Annotated in this window: 16 protein-coding genes and 3 tRNA genes; 8 read left to right on the top strand and 11 right to left on the bottom strand. The window is 53.3% G+C overall.

Features of this window, described 5'->3' with window-relative positions:
* Nucleotides 1-13: 13 nt before the first annotated feature.
* Nucleotides 14-496, bottom strand: coding sequence for a cold-shock protein (locus OGY35_RS02035; protein ID WP_152403149.1), 483 nt, complete (start codon nucleotides 494-496; stop codon nucleotides 14-16).
* 189 nt (nucleotides 497-685) lie between these two features.
* On the opposite strand from OGY35_RS02035, the gene OGY35_RS02030 reads away from it, so the two are divergent.
* Nucleotides 686-1,384, top strand: coding sequence for an RluA family pseudouridine synthase (locus OGY35_RS02030; protein ID WP_286631288.1), 699 nt, complete (start codon nucleotides 686-688; stop codon nucleotides 1,382-1,384).
* A gap of 7 nt (nucleotides 1,385-1,391) precedes the next feature.
* On the opposite strand, the gene OGY35_RS02025 is transcribed toward OGY35_RS02030, so the two are convergent.
* From OGY35_RS02025 to glk, 3 genes are all read right to left on the bottom strand, one after another.
* Nucleotides 1,392-1,931 carry a DUF2058 domain-containing protein gene (locus tag OGY35_RS02025; protein ID WP_152403144.1) on the bottom strand — a complete coding sequence of 180 codons (540 nt, stop codon included), beginning with the start codon at nucleotides 1,929-1,931 and terminating at the stop codon, nucleotides 1,392-1,394.
* Between the two features lie 138 nt (nucleotides 1,932-2,069).
* The gene (locus OGY35_RS02020; protein WP_286631287.1) at nucleotides 2,070-2,447 is read right to left on the bottom strand and encodes a RidA family protein; all 378 of its coding nucleotides are present in this window, start codon (nucleotides 2,445-2,447) and stop codon (nucleotides 2,070-2,072) included.
* Nucleotides 2,448-2,517: 70 nt separating this feature from the next.
* Complete coding sequence (gene glk / locus OGY35_RS02015) at nucleotides 2,518-3,483, bottom strand: glucokinase (protein WP_152403129.1); 966 nt, start codon at nucleotides 3,481-3,483, stop codon at nucleotides 2,518-2,520.
* A 204-nt stretch (nucleotides 3,484-3,687) separates the two neighbouring features.
* Here glk and OGY35_RS02010 point away from each other — a divergent pair, with 204 nt between their 5' ends.
* Nucleotides 3,688-4,923: an ion channel protein gene (locus tag OGY35_RS02010; RefSeq protein ID WP_286631286.1), complete on the top strand. Its 1,236-nt coding sequence runs from the start codon at nucleotides 3,688-3,690 to the stop codon at nucleotides 4,921-4,923.
* Here OGY35_RS02010 and OGY35_RS02005 read toward each other — a convergent pair whose 3' ends face one another.
* On the bottom strand, nucleotides 4,924-6,579 hold the full coding sequence (locus OGY35_RS02005) for an alpha-keto acid decarboxylase family protein (protein WP_286631284.1): 1,656 nt from the start codon (nucleotides 6,577-6,579) through the stop codon (nucleotides 4,924-4,926).
* Nucleotides 6,580-6,760: 181 nt separating this feature from the next.
* On the opposite strand from OGY35_RS02005, the gene mgrA reads away from it, so the two are divergent.
* Both mgrA and ypeC read left to right on the top strand, forming a co-directional pair.
* Nucleotides 6,761-7,759, top strand: a complete 999-nt coding sequence (mgrA, locus tag OGY35_RS02000; RefSeq protein ID WP_286631283.1) for an L-glyceraldehyde 3-phosphate reductase — start codon at nucleotides 6,761-6,763, stop codon at nucleotides 7,757-7,759.
* Between the two features lie 126 nt (nucleotides 7,760-7,885).
* Nucleotides 7,886-8,212: a DUF2502 domain-containing protein YpeC gene (gene ypeC, locus OGY35_RS01995; protein WP_061074882.1), complete on the top strand. Its 327-nt coding sequence runs from the start codon at nucleotides 7,886-7,888 to the stop codon at nucleotides 8,210-8,212.
* Nucleotides 8,213-8,265: 53 nt separating this feature from the next.
* Here the strand turns inward: ypeC and OGY35_RS01990 are convergent, their stop codons facing one another.
* Together OGY35_RS01990 and OGY35_RS24515 are read right to left on the bottom strand one after the other, a co-directional pair.
* Nucleotides 8,266-9,504, bottom strand: a complete 1,239-nt coding sequence (locus OGY35_RS01990) for an Nramp family divalent metal transporter (RefSeq protein ID WP_286631282.1) — start codon at nucleotides 9,502-9,504, stop codon at nucleotides 8,266-8,268.
* A complete protein-coding gene (locus tag OGY35_RS24515) occupies nucleotides 9,485-9,574 on the bottom strand; it encodes a hypothetical protein (RefSeq protein WP_444861458.1) in 90 nt (29 codons plus the stop codon). Before OGY35_RS24515 ends, OGY35_RS01990 begins: the two co-directional genes overlap by 20 nt.
* Nucleotides 9,575-9,847: 273 nt before the next feature.
* Between OGY35_RS24515 and nupC the strand changes: the two genes are divergently transcribed.
* Entirely contained in the window at nucleotides 9,848-11,050 is a 1,203-nt protein-coding gene (gene nupC / locus OGY35_RS01985; RefSeq protein WP_042317699.1) for a nucleoside permease NupC, read from the top strand.
* A gap of 41 nt (nucleotides 11,051-11,091) precedes the next feature.
* Here the strand turns inward: nupC and OGY35_RS01980 are convergent, their stop codons facing one another.
* The 3 genes from OGY35_RS01980 to OGY35_RS01970 form a co-directional block, all read right to left on the bottom strand.
* A complete protein-coding gene (locus OGY35_RS01980; protein WP_286631281.1) occupies nucleotides 11,092-13,290 on the bottom strand; it encodes a bifunctional diguanylate cyclase/phosphodiesterase in 2,199 nt (732 codons plus the stop codon).
* 197 nt (nucleotides 13,291-13,487) lie between these two features.
* Nucleotides 13,488-13,563: transfer RNA gene (locus OGY35_RS01975), tRNA-Ala, on the bottom strand.
* Nucleotides 13,564-13,602: 39 nt separating this feature from the next.
* Nucleotides 13,603-13,678, bottom strand: a tRNA-Ala gene (locus tag OGY35_RS01970).
* 221 nt (nucleotides 13,679-13,899) lie between these two features.
* Here OGY35_RS01970 and OGY35_RS01965 point away from each other — a divergent pair.
* Nucleotides 13,900-14,262 carry a MerR family transcriptional regulator gene (locus tag OGY35_RS01965; RefSeq protein ID WP_042317698.1) on the top strand — a complete coding sequence of 121 codons (363 nt, stop codon included), beginning with the start codon at nucleotides 13,900-13,902 and terminating at the stop codon, nucleotides 14,260-14,262.
* Between the two features lies 1 nt (nucleotide 14,263).
* Nucleotides 14,264-14,656, top strand: a complete 393-nt coding sequence (locus OGY35_RS01960; protein WP_178827896.1) for a MerR family transcriptional regulator — start codon at nucleotides 14,264-14,266, stop codon at nucleotides 14,654-14,656.
* Between the two features lie 53 nt (nucleotides 14,657-14,709).
* Here OGY35_RS01960 and gltX read toward each other — a convergent pair whose 3' ends face one another.
* Nucleotides 14,710-16,125 carry a glutamate--tRNA ligase gene (gene gltX / locus OGY35_RS01955; RefSeq protein ID WP_178827897.1) on the bottom strand — a complete coding sequence of 472 codons (1,416 nt, stop codon included), beginning with the start codon at nucleotides 16,123-16,125 and terminating at the stop codon, nucleotides 14,710-14,712.
* A 258-nt stretch (nucleotides 16,126-16,383) separates the two neighbouring features.
* Between gltX and OGY35_RS01950 the strand changes: the two genes are divergently transcribed.
* Nucleotides 16,384-16,459, top strand: a tRNA-Val gene (locus tag OGY35_RS01950).

Raw genomic sequence — 16,459 nt, 5'->3', positions numbered from 1 at the left:
GGCAGCGCAGAAATCAGACTTTGAGCATTTTGACCGTGGACTCGATATCAATCTCATCTTCCGAGAAGATCAGCGTCGTGCCCTGGAAGGTGGTGATCGCCAGTTTTTTCACCGTGCGCATTTCACCCGCTTTTTCCGCGGTTTTCGGTCTGATGCTGCTCATCAGCAGTCCAACAGAGAGCACCGCATTTTCTTTATCAATCGGCGTATCGGCCGGGACTTCTTCGCTGAACACCACGAATGACTTAATCGAGGTGAGCTTTAGCCGCTCGCCCGCGATATAGATATATTTGCTGTCCGGCACGACCTTCACCGCATACGCGGAAAGACCTTTGTTATTGGTCGTTGGCTCAAAGGTTACCGCCGCATCTTTCTTAATCAGCTCAGGGTTGGCAACCTTAATCACATGAAAATAGCGGTTATCGCCGTTCTCATCTTTGATAAATCCAAAACCTTTATCTTTAAACCACGTTGTGATTGTTCCGTTCATCGCCATTACCGTCTGGTTAATCTACTCAATTTTTTGCAGCGCGCAGTGTAAAGCACAATGCCTGCGCAGACCACGTCTTTGGGTTAAGTCTGGATGATAAATTTCAGGGATGCGAGGGAAAGTGAAGTCGCCGTCATTCGCCGGTCAGCAGAAAATGGGTTATCATCCGCACCCACTTTCCCGCCTGGCAGCCTGATGTCTACGATTATTGATACCTTTATTGCCCCACCGTGCGACGACGAGATAGAGACGCTCTATCAGGACGATCACCTGGTGTTGATCAACAAACCCGCCGGGCTGCTCAGTCTTTCAGGAAAGCATCCGCAAAATCTCGATTCGGTACACTATCGGCTGGTTCAGCAATTTCCTGGCTGCACGCTGGTTCACCGCCTGGATTTCGGTACGTCCGGACTGATGGTGGTGGCGCGTAATAAGGCGATCAATGCCGCCCTCTGCCACCAGTTCAGCCAGCGCACCGTCAGTAAAGTCTACAGCGCGCTGCTCTGCGGACATCTGGACACTGACGAGGGGACGATCGACGCACCGATTGCCAAAGATCCAGCCCTGTTCCCGCGGATGACGATTTGCCCGCTCAAGGGCAAACCCGCGCGGTCTCGCTATCAGGTCGTTGAGCGCGTTTTCCGGCAACTGGCCGATGGGACCATGATGCCGTTGACGCGGGTTCAACTCACGCCGGAGACCGGACGCACGCATCAGCTACGCATTCACTGCCAGCGAGTGGGGCACCCCATTCTGGGCTGCGACCTGTATGGCGGCCGCCTGCTGCCCGGTACAGAACAGGCTTCGCGTCTAATGCTTCACGCCAGCGAACTGCGCTTTGTTCACCCCCTCAGCGGGGAGCACATCAATGCTCATCACCCCGCGCCGTTCTGAATGCGTCTTACCACATCAAATCATCAGGCACTTTAAAATCAGCATACGGATCGTCTTCATCCTGCTCTTCCTGACTCAGCGCGCTGTGTAATACGATGCTGTTTGCATCGCGCTGCGCAATTTTATCGGCGACGCTGGCCGGGATAATCGCGTATTCGCTCTCGTCGCTGTTATCGGTCGCCAGACGCGCAATGGCCAGACGTCCGTTGATCAACTGCGCCTGGGTTAGCTTATCCACTTCGATTTTTTTGATGAGATTGTTATCGGTGAAGTTAAAGCCAATGTCGCCTTTTGCGACAGTGATCCGGTTCATTTCAATCAGTTGCTTCACCTGGGCTTTAAACTCTTTCGCCAGCGTCGCCTGTTTTTGCTGCTCGCTGAGCTGTTTGTCACGCTCAAGCTGCGCCTTTTTATTTTCTTCGACCGCCTCTCTTGCCTCACGAGCCTGCACGCGTGATTTTTTAGCCGTTCTCTGGACTTTCGCCATCTTTTTGCTGGTTACTAAACCCGCTTTGAGCATCTGCTCTTGTAAGGTAAGTTTCGTCATTTTTGCTTCTGAGTCTGGTGAATGATAGGTGGAATTATACCTGCAATATTTGAGGCGATACCAGTTGGCAGACACGTTTCACCGGTATCGTCATGATCGGACCAGGACTACGAATGCTGTTCAGCCATAACCCCTGAATCAGAGTGCGAACACTGTCTCAATTTCGATTCTGAGATCGGGTGAAAAAAGACGGCTGACTTCAACGAGGGAACTGGCAGGCAGATATTCACCGTAGTGCCGGTAAAGGACCTCACGCAACGTGTTAATTTCATCAAATGAGGTAATGAAAATAGTCACTTTTATCAGCGCGGAAAAATCGATGCCTTCTGCGGCGGTCACTTTCTTTATCTGAGCAAATATCTCTTCCGCCTGTTCTGCGATACCACCGCGCTGAGCCGGCGTGCCAAAGGCGGTCAGCCCCGAAATATAGAGCGTCCCATTGTATTTCACCGCATGAACGTAAGGCGCGTTAACATCACCTAATTCAGGGTAGTTTTTGCGTTCTACCGTTTTCATTCTGTCGATTCCTTAATCAAATGGGTGAAAAAAACCGCGTGAGCTACGCGGTTTGTCTGTTTAACGTGGCTTACAGGATCTGGCCTAACGTCTGGCGCAAATGCGCGCCAGAGCCAAGCAGGCCAGGATTATCGTGAACGATCAGATACACAGGAATATCCTGCACGTAGGCCTTAAAGCGCCCTTTATCTTCAAAACCACCACGGAAGCCCGACGCTTTGAAGAATTCCAGGAAACGCGGCACGATGCCACCGGCGATGTAGACGCCGCCAAAGGTGCCTAGCGTTAGCGCCAGATCGCCGCCGAAACGTCCCATGATCACACAAAACAGCGACAGCGCGCGGCGACAGTCAGTGCAACTGTCGGCCAGGGCGCGTTCGGTAATATCTTTTGGCTGCAAATTTTCCGGCAGACGTCCGTCGGATTTGACGATGGCGCGGTACAAGTTCACCAGCCCTGGACCAGACAGTACGCGTTCCGCAGAAACGTGACCAATCTCGGCACGCAGGACTTCCAGGATGATCGCCTCTTCTTCACTGTTCGGCGCGAAATCTACGTGACCGCCCTCGCCCGGCAGGCTGACCCAACGCTTATCGACATGGACCAGATGCGATACTCCCAGACCGGTGCCCGCACCATAAACCGCAATAGGTTTACCCTCCACCGGTTCCGCGCCGCCAAACTGGATCAGATGCTCTTTTTTCAGCATCGGGATCGCCATCGACACCGCGGTGAAATCATTAATGATTTCCAGATGGCTAAAACCAAGATTCTTTTTCATCTCCGCAATAGAAAATGCCCAGGTATGGTTGGTCATCGCGACCCAGTCCCCCGTAATCGGGCAGGCAATCGCGATACAGCCAGCGTTCACGTTAACCTTGTGCTCATCGAGGTAAACTCGCACGACAGCTTCCAGGCTGGGATAGTCCAGACCGGAATAGGTTTTGGCCTGCGAGATCTCACCGCTGTCGATATCACACAGAGCAAGACGGGCGTTGGTGCCGCCGACATCACCTACTAAAGCATACTTTGTCATTCTTCTACTGCTCCGCTAAAGTCAAAATAAGTCGTTGCCACACTGTAAATATACGGGGGCATAACAACAATGTCAGAAAAGCGAGTCCCCTGAAAATATCGATCCAGGTCACACAATAACTTTATCGTTTCAGCACCATTTGCAGCGATGCCATCCGGCTGACGCGGCAAACTGAGCGCAAGACACGGCATTAAGGAAAAAAACATGCTCCATCCGCGAGCCAGAACCATGTTGTTATTGTCGCTTCCCGCGTTGATCCTGGGGGTCGCATCCAGTTTAGTCCTGATTGTGGTCATGAAGTTTGCGTCCATCTTGCAGAGCATACTCTGGCAACGTCTGCCGGGCAGTCTGGGGATCGCTGCCGATTCTCCCCTCTGGATCATGCTCACCCTGACGCTAACCGGGGTTATGGTCGGTCTGGTGATTCGCTACAGCACCGGACATGCCGGTCCGGATCCGGCCACTGAACCGCTTATTGGCGCGCCGATTTCTCCTGCCGCGTTGCCAGGCTTGATCATCGCGCTGGTGTTGGGTCTGGCGGGTGGAGTCAGCCTCGGTCCCGAGCATCCGATTATGGCTGTTAACATCGCGTTAGCCGTTGCCCTGGGTCGTCGGCTATTCCCGCGGATTGGCGCACTCGACTGGACCATTCTGGCCTCTGCTGGCACCATCGGCGCCCTGTTTGGCACACCGGTCGCCGCCGCATTGATTTTCTCGCAAACCCTGAGCGGCTCTAATGACACCCCTTTATGGGATCGGCTCTTTGCGCCGTTAATGGCGGCGGCGGCAGGTTCGCTGACCACCAGCCTGTTCTTTCATCCGCATTTCTCGCTCCCTATCGCCCACTACACCCAGATGCGCATTGTGGACATTTTCTCCGGAGCCGTGGTGGCGGCGATTGCTATTGCGGCGGGGATGGTGGCGGTCTGGTGCTTACCCCGGTTGCACGCTTTACTGCATCGCCTGAAGAACCCGGTGGTGCTCCTTGGCGTCGGCGGCCTCCTTTTAGGGATACTCGGCGTGGTGGGAGGACCGCTAACGTTGTTTAAAGGTCTGGATGAAATGCAGCAAATGGCGTTCAGCCAGACGCTCGGCACAACGGATTTCTTCATGTTAGCGGTGATTAAACTCGCCGCGCTGGTCATTGCGGCGGCCAGCGGTTTTCGCGGAGGGCGAATCTTCCCGGCGGTATTTATTGGCGTAGCGTTAGGGCTGATGTTGCATGCCCACGTTGAAGCCGTTCCGGCGGCCATTACCGTCTCCTGCGCGATTCTGGGACTGGTGCTGGTCGTCACCCGTGACGGCTGGCTCAGCCTGTTTATGGCCGCAGTGGTGGTGCCGGACACCACCCTGCTGCCGCTACTGTGTATTGTCATGCTTCCGGCCTGGCTGTTACTGGCGGGCAAGCCGATGATGGTCGCCAACCGGGAAGATAAATAGTCATCCGCTGTTACGCGATTCCAGCGCCTGGGTGACCTTGCGTAGCAGCGTGGGTAAGTCGGCTTTCGGTAGCACAACTTCAATTAGCGAGAGCCGCTGTGGATGCTCCAGCCGGGCCAGTACCTCCTCGAGTTGGATGGCCTGAGTCACCCGCCAGCATTCAGCCTGATCCGCAAGGCTGAATGCCCGTGGGATCTGCGTCCAGTTCCAGGAAGCAATATCGTTGTACCGCTGTTTCTCCCCGTGGATCGCTCGCTCAACGGTATACCCGTCGTTATTGAGCACCAGAATCACCGGCGTGTGCCCGTCACGCAGCATGGAGCCTATTTCCTGGATCGTCAGTTGCGCTGCGCCGTCGCCGGTTATCAGAATAACCCGACGTCCAGGTGCCGCCGTTTGTGCGCCAAACGCTGCGGGCAGCGAGTAGCCTATCGAACCCCAGAGCGGTTGTACTATCAGTTCCGCCCCCGTAGGCAGCGACAAAGACGCGGCCCCAAACGCCGCCGTTCCCTGATCGGCGAGGATCAGATCGCCGGGTACCAGCGCCTGCTGCACGGTATGCCAGAAATTCTCCTGGGTCAGCGCCCCTCTTTCGATGTGCGGCTGCACGGCCGCAGATTTAGCGGGCGGCGGCGCAAAAGAGAGCTCCAGACACAGCTCACGCAACGTGGTGACCGCCTGTTCCATAGACAGACCACTGAACCAGGTCCCTCCCACCCGCGATGCCTGCGGCTGAACCTCAATGGTACGTTCCAGCGCCAGTTGCTGGGTAAAACCGGCAGTCAGCGTATCGACGAATCGGGTTCCCACACAAATCGTGGTATCCGCCTGTTCTATCGCCTGGCGGACATCGTCACTGCTGGCCCCCGCGCTGTAAGTGCCGACAAACCCCGGTTGCTGTTCGTCGAAAAGCCCCTTCCCCATCAACAGCGTGGCGTGGGCCATGGGCGTCTCAACCATCCAGCGTTGCAGGACCGGTTGTAGACCAAAGCGATGGGCGAGAAAATCTGCCAGCAGCGCAACGCGTGGACTGTTGATCAGCATTTGTCGTGCATGGTAGCGAAATGCCGTCACCACGTTCTCCTGCCATTCCGGCCCAGAGAGAGCCAGCTCCGCCGAGGGAGGCAATGCGGGGCGTTTTGCTACATCAGCAGGCAGCATCAGGTAACCCGGGCGATGGGCGGTCAACATCGCGCACAGGACGCGGTCAATCTCGTAACAGGCGTTTTGCTCATCCAGCAACGCACTGGCAGCACAGAGGGACTGGCTCATACGGTAGAAGTGCTGGAAGTCGCCGTCGCCCAGCGTGTGGTGCATCAGTTCGCCCCGACGCTGCGCGCCGCTACACGGGGCGCCAACAATATGCAAAACGGGGACATATTCCGCATAGCTGCCCGCCAGGCCATTCATCGCACTGAGTTCACCCACGCCGAACGTGGTCAGCAACGCGCCTGCTCCAGCGACCCGTGCGTAACCGTCTGCCGCATAGGCGGCATTAAGCTCGTTTGCGCACCCGACCCAGCGCACGTGCCGATGATCGATCACATGGTCAAGAAACTGCAAATTGTAATCGCCCGGTACGCCAAACAGATGCCCGATGCCGCACCCGGCAATTCTGTCGAGCAGGTAATCCGCAACGGTATAAGGGGTTTGCATGACAGCTTTCCTTCTGACGGTAACCTCATGTTGAGTATTGAAGAAGCGTCGGGGCTGTCCAGAAAGCGGCGGCGATGAGGGTGGAAAGCAGAATTTACAGTGGCAGGGGTGAAAATGTCATTGAAAAATGATGAGTGTAAACGTATACACTTGAGAGCTGAATTCACTGCGAGGGAAGAAAATGGTTTACCAGCCTGATGAAAATCGCTATCAGAGGATGGCATTTCGCCGCTGCGGTCAGAGCGGTCTGAAGCTACCCGCTATCTCGCTTGGCCTGTGGCATAACTTCGGCGATACCACCCAGGTGGAAAACAGCCGGGCCCTGCTTCAGCGCGCGTTTGATCTGGGGATCACCCACTTCGACCTCGCAAATAACTACGGCCCCCCGCCGGGTTCAGCGGAACGTAACTTTGGTCGAATCCTTCAGGAAGATTTTTTGCCGTGGCGCGATGAGCTGATAATCTCCACCAAAGCGGGTTATACCATGTGGGAAGGCCCTTACGGCGACTGGGGATCCCGCAAATATCTGATTGCCAGCCTTGACCAAAGTCTGAAGCGGATGGGGCTCGAATATGTGGATATTTTCTACCACCACCGTCCCGACCCTGAAACGCCCCTGCAAGAGACGATGAAAGCACTGGACCACATCGTGCGCCAGGGAAAAGCGCTGTATGTGGGACTCTCCAATTATCCTGCCGACCGCGCCCGTGAAGCTATCGATATCCTCAATGATTTGGGCACACCGTGTCTGATTCATCAGCCTAAATATTCGATGTTTGAACGCTGGGTAGAGGACGAACTGCTGGAGATGTTGCAGGAAAAAGGGGTGGGAAGTATCGCGTTTTCACCGCTGGCAGGAGGACAACTCACCGATCGCTACCTGAATGGGATCCCGGCTGACTCCAGAGCCGCGAGCGGAAGCCGTTTTCTGAATCCGGATCAGCTCACCGCCGGGAAACTGGAAACCGTACGCCAGCTCAATATGCTGGCCGAAAAACGCGGGCAAAAACTGTCGCAGATGGCGCTCGCGTGGGTACTGCGTAACGATAACGTCACCTCGGTGCTGATTGGCGCCAGTAAAACCACGCAGATTGAAGATGCGGTCGGCATGCTGGCCAATCGTCATTTCACCGACCAGGAGTGCGCCGATATCGACAACATTCTGAACAGCACGCGTTAACTGCATTTTTAGCAATTCGTGCTCTCATTCATGATTTAAGAGTTAAGGCGATGAAATGGGGCTTTACGGCCCCGTAATATTACGTTAACAGGCCGACTACGGCTTCGATCGTGAAGGAGATAAAGAATGTTCAGGTCACTGATTCTGGCGGCAGCCTTACTGGCTTTTACACCGCTTGCCGCAAACGCGGGCGAAATCACCCTGTTGCCATCGATAAAATTACAAATTGGCGATCGCGATAATTACGGTAACTACTGGGACGGCGGACACTGGCGTGACCGTGACTACTGGCATCGCAATTATGAATGGCGTAAAAATCGCTGGTGGCGACATGACAATGGCTATCACCGTGGCTGGGATAAGCGTAATGCTTATGAGCGCGGATACCGGGAAGGCTGGCGCGATCGCGACGACCACCGGGGTCGCGGCAAAGGTCACGGACACCGTCATTAATTCCATTTTTATTGAAAGCCCGATGCGCTGGCCTCGGGCTTTTTCATTACCGGTTACAAACCCAGCGCCGTGCCAACCAGTAGCCACAGATTCAGCGCCACCACCAGCACCACAATCATCCAGCCAATCTGTTTAACCCAGCGAGTGTTCACCAGATCGCCCATCAATTTACTGTCGCTGGTAAAAATCAGCAGCGGCACCAGCGCCAATGCGATACCGAAGCTTAACAGCACCTGGCTCATCACCAGAATACGCGTCGGGTCAAGACCTATCAGAATAACGATAAATGACGGCATCATGGTGATGGTACGACGCACCCACAAGGGGATATGAAAGCGGACAAATCCCTGCATCACAACCTGCCCCGCCAGCGTTCCCACCACCGTTGACGACAGTCCCGCCGCCACCAGGCTCAGCCCGAATACTGTTGCCGCCGCGTGGCTTAATAACGGCTCCAGCGTCAGATAGGCCTGATCCAGATCGGCAATACCCGTATGACCACTAAAGTGAAACGCTGCGGCAGCCGTCGCCATCATCGCCAGATTGACGAACCCCGCAATGGTCATGGCGATAGCCACATCCCATTTTGTCGCCGCATAGCGCTGCTGACGAGTACCGCCGTGCAGATGTTGCGTTAACGAAGAGTGTAGGTAGATAACGTGCGGCATGATGGTTGCGCCCAGCACCCCGGCAGCCAGAAACACCGCTTCAGAGTCAGGCAAGCTGGGGATCACCATGCCTTTACTCAACTGCGCAAAGTTGGGTTGGGAAAATATCAGTTCAACAATATAGGCCATGGCGACGAACAGCAGCAGGCCGCCGATCACTTTTTCCAGCGGCTTTTGCCCGCGCCGCTGGAGCATCAGGATCAGGAAGGTGGCGATCCCGGTCAATACCGCTCCCTGCAATAGCGAAACGCCGAGGATCAGTTTGAATCCTATTGCCGCACCGATAAATTCAGCAAGATCGGTCGCCATCGCGATGATCTCCGCCTGTACCCAATAGAACCAGACCACCGGACGCGGGTAGCGATCGCGAATTTGTTCAGCCAGATTCTTACCCGTGGCAATGCCCAGTTTGGCTGACAAGACCTGGATAAGCATCGCCATCAGGTTTGCCCAGACCACTACCCACAGCAGTTGATAACCAAAGCTGGCACCGGCCTGAATATTCGTCGCGAAGTTGCCCGGGTCGATATACCCGATAGCCGCAACGAACGCCGGCCCCATTAATGTGAGCCTTAACTTGCGCGCTGCTTTTCCACTGCTACTCTCAACGCGATCGTTTGTCATTTTCTGCCTCTGAAACATAGCCTGTGCTATGTTTTATGTTATGCCTGATGAGAATGGTTATCAAGTGCATGTAATAAAGGTAACCTTGATTTCTCTGACAGGCGGGAACGATAACGAGTGCGGGTACAGGAAATGCGCGCAGCATGTTTAATAATTGTTATTATATTAGCACAACAACTTAACTATTTACTTTCGAATTAGACATAACAGAAGTGTATGCCGGATCACTATTTTTGAATCTCGTCACAGGTCCTGATTATAGTGTGTGTTAGATCTCGTTTTCTTTGCACACGTTGCATAGAATGTGCACGGAAATTTAACCTGCCTCATATTTGGAGCAAATATGGACCGCGTCCTTCATTTTGTCCTGGCACTTGCCGTTGTTGCGATCCTCGCATTGCTGGTAAGCAGTGACCGTAAAAAAATTCGCATTCGTTATGTCGTTCAACTGCTTGTTATCGAAGTGTTACTGGCGTGGTTCTTCCTGAACTCTGACGTCGGCCTCGGCTTCGTTAGAGGCTTTTCCGAAATGTTTGAAAAACTGCTCGGATTCGCCAATGAAGGGACGAACTTCGTCTTTGGCAGCATGAACGACAAAGGCCTGGCCTTCTTCTTCCTGAAAGTCCTGTGCCCTATCGTCTTCATTTCAGCGTTGATCGGTATTCTGCAGCATATTCGCGTGCTGCCGATTATCATCCGGTCTATTGGCTTCCTGTTATCCAAAGTCAATGGTATGGGCAAACTAGAATCCTTCAACGCCGTCAGCTCGCTGATCCTTGGCCAGTCTGAGAACTTTATCGCGTATAAAGACATTCTGGGCAAAATGTCCCGCAACCGCATGTACACCATGGCTGCAACGGCAATGTCCACCGTTTCCATGTCTATCGTCGGCGCGTACATGACCATGCTGGAGCCAAAATATGTCGTTGCGGCGCTGGTTCTGAACATGTTCAGCACCTTTATCGTACTGTCGCTGATCAACCCGTACCGCGTTGACGCCAGCGAAGAAAACATCCAGATGTCCAACCTGCACGAAGGCCAGAGCTTCTTCGAAATGCTGGGTGAATACATCCTGGCTGGCTTCAAAGTTGCGATTATCGTTGCAGCCATGCTGATCGGTTTCATCGCCCTGATCGCCGCGCTGAACGCCCTGTTCGCTACCGTGACCGGCTGGTTCGGCTACAGCATCTCCTTCCAGGGCATCCTGGGCTACATCTTCTATCCGATTGCCTGGGTGATGGGTGTGCCGTCCAGCGAAGCGCTGCAGGTGGGCAGCATCATGGCGACCAAACTGGTTTCCAACGAATTCGTTGCGATGATGGACCTGCAGAAAATCGCCTCCACGCTCTCTCCGCGCGCTGAAGGTATCCTCTCAGTGTTCCTGGTTTCCTTCGCCAACTTCTCTTCTATCGGTATCATCGCGGGCGCGATTAAAGGCCTGAACGAAGAGCAAGGTAACGTCGTGTCCCGCTTCGGTCTGAAGCTGGTTTACGGCTCTACGCTGGTGAGCGTCCTGTCGGCGTCTATCGCCGCACTGGTTCTGTAAGACAGCACTGACATAAAAACGGGGAGCGCATCCCCGTTTTTTTATCCCTGTAATTCCCCTAACGGCCTCGGTCGTCCAATCAAATACCCTTGCAGGTAGTTCACCCCCAAGCTTAACAGCAGCTCCCGCTGCGCAGGCGTCTCTACATATTCCGCCACCACGCTTAAGGACTTTGCTTTTGCCAGATCGGTTATCGACTTCACGATCATCGCATCCAGCGAATCGGTCATAATATCTTTTACGAACACGCCATCGATTTTGATGATGTCAGCCTGCAGGCGTTTCAGACGCTCATAATTGGCATAGCCGGTTCCAAAATCATCAATCGCAATCCTGAAGCCAAACCTGTGCAACTGTTCGATGTTTTGCATGCTGGTTTCCGAATTGGAAAACGCCTGCTCTTCCGTTATCTCAATGATCACCGTTTCCGGCGCGATGCCATAACGGGTAAACAGGCGAATGATGCGCGGCGCCGTCTCTTTTTGCAGCAAGGTCAGCGGCATTAAATTGACCGAAAAAAGCGGCCCTGGCTCAGTAGAAGGATGCTCCGATAACCAGTTCAGCAAGGCTTCAACTACCTGCAGATCAAAGCGGGCGCTGAGGTTAAACTGTGCTATTAGCGGGATAAATTGATCCGGGGTCATGATGCCTTCATCGCTTTTCAGCCGCGCGAGAATTTCATCGTACCCTTTGCCCTGAGCGTCGCGGATAGGCTGCGCGTAAAGCAGGAGATCGCCGCCATCGAGTGCTTTACGTATTTTATTGAGCAGCAGCACCCGTTCGGTTGTCTGACCTGTCGCCACTTCCTGGCTGTGAGTCAGTGCCAGCACCCGGTGATTTGCGCAGGACTGTTCCGCCAGCCAGCTCAACTGACCCAACAGCGGTTGCAACGTCTCCTGCTTACCGTCCCATTGTCCCCAGGATGCGCCATAGCCCATGTCCAGCCCGGTGTTGTTCCAGTAAATTTTACGACTGTTCAACAGGTCGAGCATATGTTGCAGGCGGGCGTCCACCTCCGACCCATTAAGCACCAGCAATAATTCACTGCCGGGCAACTGGAAGATTTTTTCATTCTCAAGCATCAACGGTTGCAGCATACGGTGCACCGTGCGTTTGCTATGCACGCGCATCAGCATGCCGTAATGACGACTGAGAAACTCCATATTCTCCAGGCGCAGACAGCAGACGCTCTGCCCGGCCCCTTTTTGCAGGAACTGTTCCAGCGCGCGCAGATTCGGCAAGCGGGTTAAAGGATCGGTAAGCGCCTGCTGATGCCAACGACGATTTAACCATTCGCTACGCTGGTAGATACGCATCATATAGAGCAGACAAATACTGAACGAAACCAATACCGACAGGACGAAGGCCAACGAATACTCCGACCCGACGCCCTGTAAAAAATTGCGGTTGTAGGTCAGCAAGAACAGCGTTGAAACCGCCCAGCTCAGGTTCAAAAAAGGGTAAGTCAGCTTGCCCACGCCGGAGGTGAAAATGATAAAGAAAACAGGAACCAGATACCCGGCGATGTAATCGTTGTCATACGGGGTGCACATCAGGATGAGCAAAACAGCGATGACAGCGAGCCAGCACAAGGTAAATAAGCGAATTTCCTTCTTGAAACAGGGGGCGATATCTCTATGCCAGAATGTTCGGGCATAGTGTGGACTCACGATCATCCGCATCGGGTAATAAAAAAGCATGGTGAAAATTAGCACCGCGGAGATCAGGCTTAGAATATCGACAATCGTGAAAATAGCGGCTGCAGTACCAAAGAACGTCGAGACGGCCACCGGAAAGTCGAGATAATGACCCGCCAGATACATGCTGATTTTGATGCCCACAGGGGTAATAAAACCGAACAAAATGACGCGTCGCCAGATATTGCGATTGGGTAGCCCACAGCGCCAGCGCGAACCCAATTGCCAGCGAGCAATGGCGCAAACGCCCACCACAACAAACATCTGGCAAAACAGAAGTACTGCCCCCTGGGCAAACGGCAGATGAAGATTCCAGAGGTTAGTAATATACAACGCTAACATGACGGGCAGAACACCGCGCCTGCCGAAAAGAAACATCATCGACAGCAGGACGCACAGCGGCAACCACGAGAGATAGATATAACTGGAATCCACAATCGCAAGCGGGGAAATCAAACGCGAAAACTGGATGGCTGCGATGGAGAGCACGATCGCAAGAGCGAATATTCTTATATTATTTATCAGGTTGCGCTTGACTGGCATGGATTGACTGCTCTCACGGAACGAACTATTAATCACATTAATAATAAGTTTATTCGCATCGCGAAGCAAACCTATGCCCACCAGAAACAGATGTCACCATTTGCAGAAAAGATTCTGGCTTATCAGCAACTGTATTACAAAAATGGAAGGTATGCAGAGATAAAAAAACCCCCGCTTTACAGCGAGGGTTCTGAATTTGGTGGAGCTAAGCGGGATCGAACCGCTGACCTCTTGCATGCCATGCAAGCGCTCTCCCAGCTGAGCTATAGCCCCACGATGCGTTTACGTACCAAAATTGTTGGGTTCAATTTTTGGTGGAGCTAAGCGGGATCGAACCGCTGACCTCTTGCATGCCATGCAAGCGCTCTCCCAGCTGAGCTATAGCCCCATTACGTAAAGCTTGTCGAGTTGACGGGCGGCATCATATGAATTCCCTTCGCATGTGTCAACGGCAAATTGAAAACGCCGATTCTAATCGCTGAAAAAGCAGACAACTGAATAGCAATGCGTAACAACTCGCATTCAGTAGTTAAACACGTCACGGTTTCCACTAAAATGGTGCTATAAAATGAACCACTAATTAACCATACGACTATTCAGGGAATCTTTATGTTCAAGGAGCGGATGACGCCAGAAGAACTCGCTAATCTGACGGGTTACAGCCGACAGACCATCAATAAGTGGGTACGAAAAGAGGGTTGGGCGACATCACCAAAACCAGGCGTCCAGGGCGGTAAAGCACGACTGGTGCATGTTAACGAACAGGTTCGTGAATATATCCGCAGCGCAGAACGCTCGGCGGAAGGGCTGTCTGACACCTTCTCGCCCCCAGGCGATGCCTCACTGGAAGCGCTACTGGTCAAACTGGTGAAAGAGATGACACCAGCCGAACAAAAACACTTTACCTCTTTGCTACTGCGGGAAGGGATTACCGGTTTATTACAACGCTTAGGGATCCGCGACAGCAAATAATATGAAAAGATTACGCAGCAAAATGACCACCGAAGAACTGGCGGATTGTCTCGGTGTGGCTAAACAAACCGTGAATCGCTGGATCCGTGAGCAAAAATGGGAAACAGAAAAATTTCCAGGTGTTAAAGGTGGTCGGGCAAGGCTCGTTCATATCGACACGCGCGTGCGAGAATTTATTCTGAACATCCCGGCGTTTCGTCACCATTCTTCATTTTATCAGGCTGAGGAGTCGCTGGCTGAATACAACCCTGCCATACGCAGTCATGCCTATCGCCAGATTATTGATGCCGTGGAAAATATGTCCGAAGAGGAACGGGAAAAGTTAGCGCTGTTTCTTTCACGCGAAGGCATCCGCGGTTTTCTTACGCGCCTGGGTCTGAACGATTCTGAGTGACACAAATAAAAACGGCAGAGTCACCCCTGCCGTTCTGCTAATGCGCCGATCGCTTACTGCTGCGCTTCACGCTCTGCAATAAAAGCCAGTGCTTTATTGATACGCTCAATGCTTCGGGTTTTACCAATCGCATGTACCGTTACGTCTAAGCCAGGAGACTGGCCCGCACCGGTTACCGCAACGCGCAGCGGCATACCAACTTTGCCCATCCCCACTTCAAGCTCATCGGCGGTCGCCTGAATGGCATGGTGCACGTTTTCAGCCGTCCACTCGCTAATCGCTGCCAGTTTGTCGCGCACGACTTCCAGCGGCTGACGCGCAACCGGACGCAGGTGTTTCTTCGCAGCATCAGCATCAAACTCGGCAAAGTCTTCGTAGAAGTAACGGCAGCTCTGCGCCATCTCTTTCAAAGTCTTGCAACGCTCGCCCAGCAGTTTCACCAGATCAGCCAGCTGTGGACCATTGCGCGTGTCGATGTTTTCCTGCTCGATGTGCCACTGCAGATGCGTTGCCACATACTCCGGTGCCAGCGAGTTAATGTAGTGATGGTTCAGCCACTGCAGTTTTTCCGTATTGAACGCACTGGCGGATTTGCTGACCGCACCGAGGGAGAACAGCTTGATCATCTCTTCACGGGTGAAGATTTCCTGATCGCCGCTGGACCAGCCCAGACGCACCAGGTAGTTCAACAGGGCTTCCGGCAGATAACCGTCATCACGATACTGCATAACGCTCACCGCGCCGTGACGTTTGGACAGTTTTTTACCATCGTCGCCGTTGATCATGGAAACGTGGGCATACACCGGCACCGGTGCGTTCAGCGCTTTAAGGATGTTGATCTGGCGCGGAGTATTGTTGATATGGTCTTCACCACGAATCACGTGGGTGATTTCCATATCCCAGTCGTCCACCACAACACAGAAGTTATAGGTCGGGGAACCGTCGGTGCGGCGGATAATCAGATCGTCCAGCTCCTGATTACTGAATTCGATCGGGCCACGGATCTGGTCGTCAAAAATGACAGAACCGTCCTGCGGGTTGGCAAAACGGACAACGCAAGGCTCGTCATCTGCGTGATGTTCATGACCATGACGGCAGCGACCGTCGTAACGCGGCTTTTCGCCCTTCGCCATCTGTTCTTCACGCAGTGCGTCCAGACGCTCTTTGGAGCAGTAGCATTTATAGGCTGTGCCCGCTTCCAGCATCTCATCAATCACGGCGTTATAACGATCGAAACGCTTAGTCTGGAAGTACGGACCTTCGTCCCATTCCAGGCTCAGCCAGTTCATCCCATCCATAATGGCTTCGATCGCTTCCGGCGTGGAACGTTCGAGATCGGTGTCTTCAATACGCAGCACAAACTCACCGCCGTGATTACGTGCAAAAAGCCAGGAATAGAGAGCAGTACGCGCACCACCGACGTGCAGATAACCTGTCGGGCTTGGCGCGAAGCGAGTTTTGATTTTCATGAAATGGCCTTACGTTTATAAAGATGCCGACAACCGGCAAATCCGGGGAAAATGGAATGGCCGATATTCTATCACTGTGAGGTAAATCCTCAATGTTGTTACCGGGTAAACGCCGCGCATAGACGTTTTTGTTTAGAAATCATGCGTCAGAGACCGTTTCGCTATCGTTTTGTTTAAAATTACGACGAACGAACAATTTCTTTAGAAAAGGCGTTGACTCATTTTCAACTCTCCCTATAATGCGACTCCACACAGCGGGGGTGATTAGCTCAGCTGGGAGAGCACCTCCCTTACAAGGAGGGGGTCGGCGGTTCGATCCCGTCATCACCCACCA

It is taken from the genome of Citrobacter sp. Ct235, assembly GCF_030332305.1.
In the GTDB taxonomy this organism is placed as follows: Bacteria; Pseudomonadota; Gammaproteobacteria; order Enterobacterales; family Enterobacteriaceae; genus Citrobacter_A; species Citrobacter_A telavivensis.
Note: the sequence above shows the minus strand (reverse complement) of the source record. Positions and strands in the feature narration are given on the sequence as shown.